Origin of the sequence: Bradyrhizobium sp. CB3481 (assembly GCF_029714305.1) — a bacterium.
Lineage (GTDB): Bacteria > Pseudomonadota > Alphaproteobacteria > Rhizobiales > Xanthobacteraceae > Bradyrhizobium.
Genome location: NZ_CP121647.1, coordinates 4521528 through 4534223, shown reverse-complemented (window position 1 = coordinate 4534223; position 12696 = coordinate 4521528). Strand labels below are relative to the sequence as shown.

15 protein-coding genes are annotated in these 12696 nt (G+C 63.4%); 9 read left to right on the top strand and 6 right to left on the bottom strand.

The genetic code is table 11. The features are described 5' to 3' along the window. The first annotated feature begins 46 nt into the window (after window positions 1-46). Window positions 47-268, top strand: coding sequence for a hypothetical protein (locus tag QA643_RS21995; RefSeq protein ID WP_283027998.1), 222 nt, complete (start codon window positions 47-49; stop codon window positions 266-268). Between the two features lie 9 nt (window positions 269-277). Here QA643_RS21995 and QA643_RS21990 read toward each other — a convergent pair whose 3' ends face one another. Continuing rightward, window positions 278-1186, bottom strand: a complete 909-nt coding sequence (locus tag QA643_RS21990; protein ID WP_283027997.1) for a 2-dehydropantoate 2-reductase — start codon at window positions 1184-1186, stop codon at window positions 278-280. A 171-nt stretch (window positions 1187-1357) separates the two neighbouring features. Between QA643_RS21990 and QA643_RS21985 the strand changes: the two genes are divergently transcribed. Further along, a complete protein-coding gene (locus tag QA643_RS21985) occupies window positions 1358-2764 on the top strand; it encodes an adenylate/guanylate cyclase domain-containing protein (protein ID WP_283027996.1) in 1407 nt (468 codons plus the stop codon). 224 nt (window positions 2765-2988) lie between these two features. After that, window positions 2989-3498 carry a septal ring lytic transglycosylase RlpA family protein gene (locus QA643_RS21980; RefSeq protein ID WP_283027995.1) on the top strand — a complete coding sequence of 170 codons (510 nt, stop codon included), beginning with the start codon at window positions 2989-2991 and terminating at the stop codon, window positions 3496-3498. Window positions 3499-3587: 89 nt separating this feature from the next. Here the strand turns inward: QA643_RS21980 and pdxY are convergent, their stop codons facing one another. Continuing rightward, complete coding sequence (gene pdxY / locus QA643_RS21975) at window positions 3588-4433, bottom strand: pyridoxal kinase PdxY (protein ID WP_283027994.1); 846 nt, start codon at window positions 4431-4433, stop codon at window positions 3588-3590. A 111-nt stretch (window positions 4434-4544) separates the two neighbouring features. On the opposite strand from pdxY, the gene QA643_RS21970 reads away from it, so the two are divergent. Then, on the top strand, window positions 4545-4814 hold the full coding sequence (locus tag QA643_RS21970; protein WP_283027993.1) for a DUF2312 domain-containing protein: 270 nt from the start codon (window positions 4545-4547) through the stop codon (window positions 4812-4814). Between the two features lie 563 nt (window positions 4815-5377). On the opposite strand, the gene QA643_RS21965 is transcribed toward QA643_RS21970, so the two are convergent. Beyond that, window positions 5378-5722 (bottom strand): tRNA-binding protein, encoded by a 345-nt coding sequence (locus QA643_RS21965; RefSeq protein ID WP_283027992.1) that lies wholly within the window; start codon window positions 5720-5722, stop codon window positions 5378-5380. A 163-nt stretch (window positions 5723-5885) separates the two neighbouring features. On the opposite strand from QA643_RS21965, the gene QA643_RS21960 reads away from it, so the two are divergent. From QA643_RS21960 to QA643_RS21950, 3 genes are all read left to right on the top strand, one after another. Next, on the top strand, window positions 5886-6539 hold the full coding sequence (locus QA643_RS21960; protein WP_283027991.1) for an FMN-binding negative transcriptional regulator: 654 nt from the start codon (window positions 5886-5888) through the stop codon (window positions 6537-6539). A gap of 347 nt (window positions 6540-6886) precedes the next feature. Next, window positions 6887-7153 carry a hypothetical protein gene (locus QA643_RS21955; protein WP_283027990.1) on the top strand — a complete coding sequence of 89 codons (267 nt, stop codon included), beginning with the start codon at window positions 6887-6889 and terminating at the stop codon, window positions 7151-7153. Window positions 7154-7392: 239 nt separating this feature from the next. Further along, window positions 7393-8397 (top strand): tripartite tricarboxylate transporter substrate-binding protein, encoded by a 1005-nt coding sequence (locus QA643_RS21950; RefSeq protein WP_283027989.1) that lies wholly within the window; start codon window positions 7393-7395, stop codon window positions 8395-8397. 41 nt (window positions 8398-8438) lie between these two features. Here the strand turns inward: QA643_RS21950 and QA643_RS21945 are convergent, their stop codons facing one another. Next, entirely contained in the window at window positions 8439-9215 is a 777-nt protein-coding gene (locus tag QA643_RS21945) for a BA14K family protein (protein ID WP_283027988.1), read from the bottom strand. A gap of 270 nt (window positions 9216-9485) precedes the next feature. On the opposite strand from QA643_RS21945, the gene QA643_RS21940 reads away from it, so the two are divergent. Continuing rightward, complete coding sequence (locus QA643_RS21940; RefSeq protein WP_283027987.1) at window positions 9486-10547, top strand: dipeptidase; 1062 nt, start codon at window positions 9486-9488, stop codon at window positions 10545-10547. A gap of 206 nt (window positions 10548-10753) precedes the next feature. Next, complete coding sequence (locus tag QA643_RS21935; protein WP_283027986.1) at window positions 10754-11740, top strand: tripartite tricarboxylate transporter substrate binding protein; 987 nt, start codon at window positions 10754-10756, stop codon at window positions 11738-11740. A 9-nt stretch (window positions 11741-11749) separates the two neighbouring features. On the opposite strand, the gene QA643_RS21930 is transcribed toward QA643_RS21935, so the two are convergent. Further along, entirely contained in the window at window positions 11750-12112 is a 363-nt protein-coding gene (locus tag QA643_RS21930; RefSeq protein WP_283027985.1) for a hypothetical protein, read from the bottom strand. Window positions 12113-12136: 24 nt separating this feature from the next. Then, window positions 12137-12580, bottom strand: a complete 444-nt coding sequence (locus QA643_RS21925; protein WP_283027984.1) for a hypothetical protein — start codon at window positions 12578-12580, stop codon at window positions 12137-12139. Between the last annotated feature and the right edge of the window lie 116 nt (window positions 12581-12696).

Genomic DNA, 12696 nt, shown 5'->3' with positions numbered 1-12696 from the left:
TGCGAACAAGGGCGCAACCTTTGCGCGGCGTACGCGTTGGCTGCGCATGACAAGCATCCAGCCTCTGCATCCCAACACCCTGCATCCAATGACGGGCTTCGATCCGTCCGAGCCGGCCATCCTGCACGACCTCGCCACCGACCGGATCATCACCTGGATCGGCGACCAGGCAGACGACTTTTGCCGCACCGCCAATGCGCGTGACGACGGCACCGTCGCGTGGCGCGAGTACGTGTTCGACGGTTGGGGCAACGTGCTCGGCGGATGAGGGGCGCGGCTATTTCTGCTGCGCCAATTCCTTGCCGCGTTCGGCGAGTTTCACCATGACCTGGAGCGCGTGATTGGTCGGCGTTGCGATGCCGAGCTCGGCGCCCTTGCGCACCACGTGGCCGTTGAGGAAGTCGATTTCGCTCGGCTTGCCGCGCGAAAGGTCCTGCGCGGTCGACGACATCTGGTTCGGCATGATCGCGGGGATGTTCAGGATGTGGTCGATGAGGTCATCGGGAATCGCGACGCCGCAGGCGCGGGCAACGGTTGTTGCTTCCCGCACGGCACTGGTGACGACCTGCCGCGTGCCGTCGACCTGCAGCATCGGCCCGTAGGCGATGCCGGCGACCGCGGACAGCGCGTTGTAGGCGCAGTTGATAATCAGCTTGCTCCATAGCGTCTTGTCGATGTCGTCAGCGATCGTGACGCCGATCCCGGCAGCCTGCAGCGTTTGTGCCAGCGCGGCGCTCGCAGGCGAAGGCCCGATCGCGAGATCGCCGCCGCCGTGATGCCGGACATGGCCGGGCCCGGCCATCTCGCTGCCGACATAGACCACGACGGGAATGACGGCGTGGCCGATAACGGAAGCAAGACGCTCTGCATTGTCGACGCCATTCTGCAGGCTGAGGACGGAGGTGTCTGGCCTCAAGATTCCGGCGAGCGAGCGGCCGGCCGTTTCGGTATCGGCCGATTTCACGCACACCAGCACGAGGTCGGGCGGCGCGAGGCCGGTCGTGTCGGTCGCGGCCTTGGCGGGGAGGTGGCCGCGGAACGTCTTGGTGTCCAGAAGCAGGCCCTGCGCATTGATGGCGTCGACATGCACCGGCCGGCCGACGAAGGTCACGTCATGACCCGCTTTCAGCAACAGTCCGCCATAATAGCATCCGACGGCGCCGGCGCCGATGACTGCGACTTGCATGACGTTTCTCCCGCTGATCCACGCTACAGGCCAACCCGGATAAAGCGGTATTTGCCTCTTTGCCAGTCCGAATTGACGGCGCATTCGGCCCGGCCGGCTGATCCGGGCCAATTGCCAAAGCGGGGCACTTAGCGGGTGTTCGTGCTGCTTTCTTTAAGGTAGCATCGTCGCATGAGTGAAACCGAGACCTTATTTGCGGCTCTGCGCCAATCGTCGGACGAAGCCATTGTCGGCATGCTCGAGCGCATGGTGCGCCATGCCCCGGATCATGCCTTGAACAAGATCAACGCGGTTGATCTCGCACGCACCGAGGGCATGGACGAAGATCGGGTTATCGCAACCCTGCTGAATGCGGTGGGGCTTGGCATGTTCGAGATGACCTGGAACGTGATGTGCCCGAGCTGCGCCGGAGTTCTTTCCGCCAACAAAAGCCTGAAAACGGTGAATAGCGCGCAGTATAATTGCGCGTTTTGCGCCGCCGGCTACGAGACCACGCTCGATAATCTGGTCGAAGTAACCTTTACGGTGAGCCCGCGCGTGCGCAAGATCGCGGCGCATAATCCCGACGAGCTGCCCGCGGCCGAATATTATCGCCAGATCTTCTGGAGTTCGGCGATCGATCTTCCGGCCGATGTGGAGAAACTGCTGGACGAGGTCACGCTCGAAATTGTCGACCTGCCGGCTGGCGAAAGGGCCATCCTTTCCTTGCAGGCGCCGCAGGGTACGCTGATCGTGTTCGATCCGGTGACACACGCGGCCCAATTTCTCGACGTGAGCGGCGAAGAGACCAGCGAGCGCCAGAACGTGTCGGTGATCTTCAATAAGCTGCAAGTCCCCGTCGACACCGCTGCCTTGCGTCCCGGGCCGCTGCGCTTGGCATTAGACAACCGCACGGACAGCCGCGTCTTGCCGGCGGTATGGGTCGCGAACCCGGCGCTGGACGACCTTTTGAGGCGACGGAAATCCGTTCTCACGGCAACGCGTCTGCTGACCAACCAGACGTTCCGCGATATCTACCGGACCGATACACTCGCGATCGGCCAGCGTCTGAAGATATTGAGCCTGACTTTCCTGTTCAGCGATCTCAAGGACTCCACGGGTCTCTATGAGCGCGTCGGTGACCTCACGGCCTTCGATCTCGTCAACGAGCATTTCCGCCTGTTGCAGGAGATCATCGCGTCCGAAAGGGGTGCGATCGTGAAGACCATTGGTGATGCCGTCATGGCGACTTTCGAGACGCCTGACCGCGCCATTGCCGCTGCCATCCGCATGCGCGAGGCGATGAGCGATCTCGGCGCCGAGCGTCAGCATCAGAGCCTGCGCCTGAAAATGGGCATCCACGAAGGATCGTGCCTGGCGGTCACGCTCAATGGCCAGCAGGATTATTTTGGCCAGACGGTCAACATCGCATCGCGGGTCCAGGGTCTCGCTGAATCGCGCTCCATTGTGGTGACGGAATCGGTGGTGGAGAACGCGCGCACCCGGGCCCTGCTGAAGACCAGCGGGATAGAACCAACGCCAGGACGCGTGGAGTTGAGTGGCATCGCCGACAAGGTGTCGGTCTACGAGATTTCCTGACGCAGCCGGCTGTTGACCGGGGGCGGCCGCGTGCCACGCATTCGCCCGCGAACCGGTTGGCTCATCCGCGCCAAATTCTGTGACCCAATCACCACACTGGAAGCGAATTGCGCTGCGGAAGCCTTGCCCGATCGCATCCGGCCACGTTTCCGCCCGGATTCGGTCCCGCGATTGCTCCGTGTTGGTTTTCGGCTTGGGCTGGGGCGCAAGCGGGGGATTGCAACATGGCTTCGATGGCTAGGAAACTCGTGCCGCTGCTTGCGGTTACGCTGGGAGCGGCGTCGCTGGCGGCCTGCGCGCAGTCCACCGTCGTCAGTCAAAAATCAGGATTTCGCGCCGTCAGGCAGGCGTCGCTGGATCAGGACCGCGCGACATCCTCCATGATGAAGCGGCGCGTGGCCGCGGTGCGAAAGCACGCGGTCGCATCGCGCAGCGATGCGAGCGGCAATACAGCTTCGCACGGGGTCGCAAGCTACTACAGCGAGGGTACGAAGACCGCGAGCGGCGAAAAGTTCAACGCGCTCGAAATGACCGCAGCCCATCCGACGCTGCCGTTCGGCACCAAATTACGCGTGACCAACCTTTCGAGCGGCCGCTCGGTGACGGTACGGGTCAACGACCGCGGTCCCTTTGTTCATGGGCGCGTTGTCGACGTTTCCTATTCTGCAGCTGATGCGCTCGGCATGGTCGGCAAGGGCGTTGCCAAGGTCAAGCTCGACGTCGTCAACGAGTAGCTCGACGTCGTGGATTAGTGCGTAGGGCGGATTTAGCCGAAGGCGTAATCCGCCGATCGATCGCGGATGCGTGGCGGATTACGCTTGCGCTAATCCGCCCTACGGGCCTCGAACTTGCGTGGCGGCTTCACGAGTGCTTCCGCGCTGTCGACGATGCGCATTTCCTCGGTGCCACTTGCCGCGGTGCGTTCCAGCACAGCGAAGATCGCGGAGGCGGCGTGGCTGAGCGCACCTGATGTGTCGGCGCCGCGGAGGCGGGCGGCGACCAATAGCGCGGCGAAGAGATCGCCGGTGCCGTTCGGGCTGATGGCAAGTTTTGGCGTGCGCACGCGGAAGGCGCCTGTGCGCTCGATGGCGAGCGCCTCGATCTCGTCCGCAGGTGTATCTGATAGCTCGGCGCTGGTGACGACGACCGTGCCGCGCGCCATGAAGGCGCGCGCTGCCTTCAATAGCTGATCGATCGTCGCCGCCTTGGTCCCGCACAGCCATTCGAACTCGAAATGGTTGGGCGCGATGATATCGGCGAGCGGGCAGAGCAGGTCACGCACCAACGACGGAATGTCGGCATGGACGAACAGGCCGCGGTCGCGATCGCCGAGCACCGGATCGCAGCAATACAGTAGCGCCGGATTCTTCTCCTTGGCGCGCGCGACGAAATCGGCGACCACCTTGGCGTTGTCTGCGGAGCCGAGATAGCCCGACAGGATCATCTGCGCGTGATCTGCCGCGCCGCGCTCCTCGATGCCGCGCAAGAGATCGGCGACGAGCTCCGCCTCCAGCACGCGGCCGCGCAGCGTCGGATAGCCCGGGCGGTTGCTGAGCAGCGTGGTCGGCACCGCCACCACGTCGATGCCGTGCATCTGCATCGGAAACACCGCGGCGCTGTTGCCGACATGGCCGAAGGCGACCTGCGACTGAATGGAAATGACGTTCATGGGACGAGTTCTGGGGATTGATCGAAGGAGGGAGAGGGGAACCCTCGCAAGTTAACACATTGGTTATTTCTTTGCGGTCATTTTCACGGTCTCATTCAACAGGGAGTCACCATGTCTGACGTCACCATTCCCGGCGGGCGGATTCGTTCTTTCGTTGAGCGGATCGAGAACCTCGACACCGAATTGCAGGAGCTGAACGAGCAGAAGAAGGAAGTGTTTTCGGAAGCCAAGGGCGAGGGATTCGACGTCAAGATCCTCAAGGAGATCATCAAGCTGCGCAAGCAGGACCAGGACGAGCGCGACGAGCGTGAAAGCCTGCTCGATCTCTACATGCGCGCGATGGAGACCGCGCCGGCGGAGAAGACAGCCAAGGCGGCGTGAGCCTGCCGGCACGTTCCTAAAATAAGCGTTCGCTATTCGTCTTGGCCGGGCTCGTCCCGGCCATCCACGCCTTTTCTTGCATTTTTAAAGCGAAGACGTGGATGCCCGGCGTAAGGCCGGGCATCGCGAGCTAGTGAGCATGCACCTATTTCGGGTGAGGCCTACCGATGCGCTGTTTTGATTTTCCGCGCGGTGGGCGATGAAAGGCGCCGTTCAGAAGAGCGAGTTGCGCGTGGCCGTGGCACGAAGCGGGATTTCGCTAACTCGCTGATCCCAGCGCTGATGCTTTTCGGCTCTCATGTCTCCTCGTCATTGCGAGCGCAGCGAAGCAATCCACGTCTCGGCTCGGGGACAGATGGATTGCTTCGCTGCGCTCGCAATGACGGGGAGAGAGCGATGCTTGAGCATGCGCTGCAGAGTTCGTCGCAGCTTCGTACCAGCCATGCGCGCAGAAGCAATACGTTGTTAAGATTCGGTCCGTGCTGATTTGTGCGCTTCCGATTCGTTCCTTGCGAACAAAATGGAGTCGGATGGAGAACGAAACCGCGGGGCGCCGATAGCTTTCAAAACACCGGCTCGCCGATCGCGACTTCGCTGCGTGGGCCAAGCACGATCACGTTGCCGTCGGAGTTCTTGGCGCCAAGGATCAACAGTTCGGAGGTGAAGCCCGCGATATTTTTCGGGGCGAAATTGCAGACGCAGACGACGAGCGAGCCGAGCAGGTCGGTTGGTGCATAGTTCGTCACCTGCGCGCTCGACCACATGATCCGCTCGGCCCCGACATCGACGCCGATTTTGTAGGACGGATTGCGTGCGCGCGGGAACGGCTGCACGTCGACGACCTTGCCGATGCGGATGTCGAGGCGGGCGAAATCCTCGTAGGTGGCCTGGGGCTTGAGAGGAGGCATGTCGTCGGCTCGGCTGATAAGGAATTGGCGAATGGGGCGTCGCGATGCCTCATATCGCAATTGTCTTGCGGTTGGAACGCGCGCTGACGCACGTTGGCGATGTCCAGCCGGATGGGTTAGCCTTCGGAGAAGCCTCCATCTCCAGCCGTTCGAGTGCTTGCCCATGCATATTCTTCGACCCCAGTTTCAAATCGAGGAGGCGCGTGCGCTTGCCTTCGCGGCCGCGCGCGGCTTTGGCGTCATCGTCGCCGCCGATGAGCGCGGTCCGCGCGCCTCGCACGTGCCGTTCGTGATCCAGCGCCGCGAGGATCGCGTGATCGTGCAGTTGCACCTGACCGCGAAAAATCCGCTCGTTGCACTGGCCGACGGCAATAGGCGCTTCCTGTTGATCGTCTCGGGCGACGACGCCTATGTTTCCAACGACTGGTATGCCTCGCCAGACAACGTCTCGACCTGGCTCTACGAGGCCGTACACTTCTCCGGCGTCGCGCACTTGGCTGGGCGCGACGACAACCGTGCCCACGGCGACGCGCTGCTCGCAGTCTCCGAGGCGCGCCTGCCGAAACAGCCTTGGAGCCTGGACCAGATGGAGCCCGGCAAGCGCGAGAGCATGCTCGCCTCGATCCGTGTCATCGATCTCGTCGTTGATGAGATCGAGGGCCAGTCGAAGCTCAACCAGCACAAGAGCGATGAGGACCATGTCGCGGTGGCGGACATGTTGGCGCGCGCGGAAGAGACGGGGAGCCAGCGGCTGGCCGCGAAGATGCGAGCGCGGCGACCGACACTCAGGTATGGGTTGCAGAGCGTGCAGACATAGGTGCAGCACGAAGCAAACGTGTTGTTAAGAAACGGTCGGCGCTGACTTTTGCTGATACGATTCGTTCTTTGCGAACAAAATGGCGTCGGATGGAGAACGAAGGAAACGAAGTAGCCTTCGTCGCCAACTCGGTGAAATCATCTTCCGACTGCAGCGCCGAGACTTTTCGCTCCTTTCGGTCGGATACGTTGCTGTATCGAAATTCCGCGAACCTTCACGTCTGTTCGCGCGACCAACGCGCGGTTCTGCATTCCGCCATCACATATTTATGCAACGCAATATTGAGCTATTGCAACGCAGCAAATCACACTTTAACTCTGGATTCCAAGCTTTTAAGGAGAACTGACGTGAACAAGATTTCCCTGTCCATCGCCGCCGCCATGCTCGTGCTGCCGGTTGCCGGCGGCGCGCTTGCTGCCGAATTGCCGAGCTTTGAGAAGGCGGGCTTGCCGGTTTCGGCCGTGCAGGTTCAGGTGCTGGGCGCCGAAAACGTCCAGGAAGCATCGCCGGTCGCGGCCTCGGCCACGCCGGTTCAGCTCAGCGTGCTGACGCCGCGGGCCAAGATCAAGACCGCGCAGGGCGGCAGCGAGACCGTCGGCCGCGCGACGCGGTGAGGGTCGCAAGCTCGCGCCCGCATGCGAGTATTTTCCGTGCAGCAGAAAGCCCGCGATTTCCTCGCGGGCTTTTTTGTCGCGATGGGCGGGCTTTGCAGCTTCGCCCGCACCTCATAAGCTGACGGCAGGCCGAACGCGCCCCACTTCCGGTCCTCCACGGGAGGATTCGGAAGCCAAGGAAAAACAAACAGCAGCAGAAGCTGCAAATGCGGCGCACGGCGTGCAAGGGGAGGACACCGATGCCGCTGTCAGTGGACCGACGTCGCGCGCTCGCGACCATCAGCTCTCTTGTGGCCGCGCCGTTTCTGGCGCCTCGCGTTGGCCGCGCAGGCGAGGCGTGGCCGATGCGCGCAGTCAAATATGTCAACGGCTTTCCGGCCGGCGGCGCCACCGACACGCTCTCGCGCGTGCTGTGCCAGAAGCTGAGCGAACTGTCCGGGCAATCCTTCGTGGTCGAGAACAAGGCCGGCGCCGGCGGCGTGCTCGGCGCTGACTCAATCGCAAAAGCGCCGGCGGACGGCTACACGGTCGGGCTCGGCGGCATCGCCTCCAACGTGCTCGCGATCGGCTCTTACGCCAAGCTGCCGTACCATCCGCGCAACGATTTCACCTTCATTGGCGGCATGTGGCAATTGCCGAATATCCTGACCGCGAAGAAGGACCTGTTCTCTTCGGATCTGAAGGAATTGCTCGCCGCATTCAAGAAGGCGCCGGGCAAATACACCTACGCTTCCGCCGGCTTCGGCACCACGCTGCATCTTTCCGGCGAGATGATGAACAGCATGGCCGGCGTCGAGGTCCGCCACGTGCCCTATCGCGGCGCCGCGCCGGCGCTAAACGATTTGCTTGCCGGTAATATCGATCTGCTGTTCGACAATCTTCCGGGATCGCTGCCGAGCGTGCGCGCAGGCACGATCCGCCCCGTCGCGGTCACCGCAAAGCAGCGGATCAAGGAGCTTCCCGACGTTCCTGCGTTCGCAGAGCTCCTGCCCGGCTACGAGATGACCTCATGGGCCGCGTTGGTTGGCCCCGCCAACATGCCGGGCGATCTCGTCGCGCAAATCAATGCGCTCACGGTCAAGGCGCTGAACGACCCCTGGGTGCAACAGCGCTACGGCGATCTCGGCGCCACCACCTGGCCGACCACCCCGCAGGAGGTGTCGGCCTATCGCGACAGCGAGGAGGGGCGGCTGCTGCCGATCATGAAGGCGGCCGGGATCAAGCCGGAGGGCGGCGCCCAGTAACCGCACCAGACAGGGCGCGCGACGGCGCGCCCGCTTTTCGCCTATCGGCAGGCGTGCGTCTGGCCGTCATAGCCGCGATAAGTCCCGCTCGTCGGACTATAGGTGCGGAAGCGGGTGCAGAGCATGACCAGCGTCCGCTCGCGCGGCGCGCGGGCGGCCGTGTCCGGTTTCTTTGCCGGTTGCACCGGTTTACTGTGCTCTGTCCCTACGCTGCGGCTGGCGAGTTTTGCTGGCTTGGCGGATGGCTTGGCGGATGGCTTGGCGACAGCCTTCTGCTGCAAGGCAGGCGTTGTGCGCCCGTCGGCCGGTTCTTGCCCGGCAGGCGCCGGCGTCCGCGCGATAGCCGCAGGCTTGGCGGCCGCCACGGCCGGCTTCTGCTCGATGGCGCCGGTTTTGTCGTCCGCGGCGGCGGCCTTCTCCTGGGCGGCGGCAGGCTTGTCCTGCGCGACGACCGGCTTTTCTTCCGCAGCGGCGGGCTTCTGTTCGACGACGGCAGGCTTGTCGTCCGGGGCGGCGGGCTTGTCCTGCGCGACGGCCGGCTTCTCCTCCGCCGGCGCCGGCTTCTGTTCGACGACGACCGGCTTGTCGTCCATGGCGGCCGATTTCTCCTCGGCGGCTACGGGCTTGTCCTGCGCGATGACGGGCTTCTCCTCGGCGCTCGCCGGTTTTGGTTCGGTGGCATCGGCCGCAGGCGGCTTCTCTTCCGCTATAGCCGCAGGCTTTTCCTGCGCGAGCGCCGCAGCGCTGATCACCATAAACAAGGCACAACAAAGCACGCCGGCGCGCGCGGCGGCGGTCGATAAAGCTGACAAACGCATGGATTGATACTCGGTTAATTGTCCCCGATCGAAGCTCCACACGCATTTGCGGCAAGTCTGTGAACAGCGCGGCCATTTTTCAGGCGGCGACGCGTTTAAGAGCGGGCGTGTGCCGGCTGCCACACCTCCCCGGACCAAAAATCGCGAAAACAACCCCATGCAAAGTAGCGAGCGGAGGGGAAAGCGGGTCGCGGCTGACGTCGATGGGCTGGTTCTGGCAAAGACAAGTCGTTATCGTTCGGCACATCGCTTTTGGGGTGCCAGTACGCCATGACGACCAATATCGCTGTCTTCGACGGGCACAATGATGTGCTGCTGCGCCTCTACAAATCGACTTCCCCTGACGTGGTGTCGGATTTCCTGCGCGGCGAAGACGCCGGCCATATCGACCTGAAAAAGGCGCAGGCCGGATGTTTCGTGGGCGGGCTGTTCGCGATGTATTCGCCCTCGCCGGGCAACTTTGCGGCGCTCAGCAAGCAGATGACCGGCGGACGTTACGCAGTGCCGCTGCCTGATCCACTGCCGATGGAGGATGCACGAAGGCCGGTGCTCGGCGAGCTGGCGATCCTGATGAAGGTGCTGCGCCAGTCGCAGGGCGCCGTGACACTTTGCAGGACCGCCGCCGAAATCGATGCGGCGATCGGGCGCGCCAGCCTCGCGGTGGTGCTGCATCTCGAAGGCTGCGAAGCGATCGATGGCGATTTGCATTTTCTGGAGCTGCTCTATGCGGCAGGGCTGCGCTCGCTCGGGCCGGTGTGGAGCCGCAACAACATCTTCGGCCACGGCGTGCCCTTCCAGTTTCCCGCCGGGCCCGATCTCGGCGACGGGCTGACTCCTGTGGGCGAAAAGCTCGTTCGTGCCTGCAATGAAATGAAGATCCTGATCGATCTCTCGCACATCACCGAAAAGGGCTTTTGGGATGTCGCGCGCCTCTCGAACGCGCCGCTGGTCGCGACGCATTCCAACGCGCATGCTTTGTGCTCCTCGCCGAGAAACCTGACCGACCGGCAACTGGCCGCGATCCGCGACAGCGGCGGCATGGTCGGTCTCAACTTCGCCACCTGCTTCCTTCGTCCCGACGGCAACATGACCGCGGATACCGAGGTGGATTTGATGGTGCGCCAGCTCGACTATCTCATCGAGAAGCTCGGCGAGGACCATGTCGGATTCGGATCGGATTTCGACGGCGCCACGGTGCCGGCGAAAATCGGCTCGGCGGCCGGGCTGCCGGTGCTGACGGAGACGCTCCGGCAGAGCGGCTATTCCGAGGCGCTGCTCGCCAAGCTGGGGTCGGCGAACTGGCTCAACGTGCTGGCGCGCACGATCGGCTGATGGCGTGACGAGGAGTAGGGCGGGTTAGCGAAGCGTAACCCGCCGTCTTTCTGGAGCGGCGGATTACGCTGCGCTAATCCGCCCTACGCTTCTGCGGTGCCTCCCCTTGACATGTCAGCGCGCCGCCGCCGGAATGGCTGACAGCGCATAAGCGCACGCCCGCGGTGTCTCACCCGGCGCATAAAAACAAAGGGGAGGATTTGCGAATGTTTCGCCAAGTACTTCGCCATGCCACAAATTTCATGCTTATCGCGCTTGCGGCCGCAAGCCTCTTCGGTGCCGGAAACGCCCATGCCGCCTTTCCGGAGCGGCCGATCACGCTGATCGTGCCGTGGGCGGCCGGCGGTGGCACCGACGCGGTGGCGCGGCAGATCGCGAGCCTGCTGGAGCGCGATTTCAGGCAGCCGGTGAACGTGGTGAACCGCACCGGCGGCTCGGGCGTGGTCGGGCACCAGGCGATCGCATCAGCCGCGCCTGACGGCTACACGTTCGGTCTCATCACGCTCGAGATCAATTTGATGCACTGGGCGGGACTGACCGATCTCACCTTCGAAAAATTCACGCCGATCGCGCTGGTCAACCAGGATCCCGCCGCGATCCATGTGAAGGCGGACGCGCCCTACAAGAACGTCAAGGAGCTGTTCGCGCATATTAAGGCGAACCCGAACAAGGTGGTGGCCTCAGGGACCGGGCAGGGCGGCAGCTGGCATGTCGCGCTCGCAGGCTTGATGCAGGCGGACGGCGTGTCGCCCGGCTCGATCCGCTGGGTGCCGTCCACGGGCGCTGCGACCGCGCTGACCGATCTGGCGGCCGGCGGCGTCGATTTCGTCGCCTGCTCGATGCCGGAAGCCGAGGCGCTGATCAAGGCAGGGCGTATCCGCAGCCTGGTGTTCTTCTCGCCGAAGCGCGCGCCGAATTTTCCCGACGTGCCGACCACCGAGGAGGCGACGGGCCACAAGGTGCACAAGGGCGTGTGGCGCGGCTTTGCGGCGCCCAATGGCCTGCCGCCGGAGATCGCCGCGCAGTACGAGGCCGCGATCAAGAAGGCCTGGGACAGCGCGGAGTTCAAGGAGTTCATGACGAGGCGCGGCTTCGACATGATCTATCTGGACTCTGCGAAGTTCGGCGAGTTCATGAAGACGGACAACGAGGAAAATGGCCAGGCGCTGAAGTCGCTCGGACTGACGAAGTGAGGAGGATTCTTACGCTGTCGTCACGGCCGGGCTAGCATAACTGGAAAATCGCCGGCTCAATCCCCAGACGACGGCGGCGGTGGCTGCCGTCGCGATCAGATGTTTTAAGGTGTGTCCGGTGACGAAGCCGAGCGCGGCTGCGATCTCGTGGTCGAGCACCTCCGCCGCCTTGGCCAGGATGTACAGCCCCATCGCGGCGGCGAAGGCGATGCGATCGGTGCGCGGGCAGCGATAAATCGCATGCCATAGCGGGATGAGGATGAGCGCGAGCCCTTGCAGCAGGAGATACGGCCGCAGGTCACCGGCGCCGTTTCTGTCGGTCATGGCCCACCACGCGACGCTGGCGACGGCGTAGAGGGCGAGAACGATCACGTCGATTGCGCTGTTCGATTCTCCCTAGATGTCGCCGCGGACGCCGGCGAGCAGGCCGGCGCAAACCAGCGCGATCGGCAGCCTGTCCCAGATCAGCCGGGAATTGTCGGGGGCGAGATGATAGAACGCGGAGCCGAACGCGGTGAGCAACAGTCCGATCAGGAACAGCCTGTAGCCGGGCCATCCCGCGCGCAATGGCTCGCTGCCGCGCCTTGGCCGCAATGTCAGCCAGCCCCAGATCGCGACCAGCGCGAAGCCAACGTTGGAAAACACATCGGCTGCGTGGGGGATGCCGAAGGCGGCCGACTGGTCGGCGAAGTCGTGATAGTGCGCCGGCTGCGCAATGCGCCCGTGCAGCGCCAGGATCGCGATCATGCTGATGGTGATGATCGTCGGCGTGTGCCTGATCCATGGGGACATGGGGTGGGCCTGTCCGATCGAGACGTCCATACCGGGGGCGGGCTGCATGGTCGGATTCTCCATTCTTGAGCATCGCTCAAGCATTGGTATCCCAAAAATGAACAATGTTCAATGAGGATTTAAAATGGGGTGGCGAGGGCGCAATGGGGCGGGCCAGCGAAGCG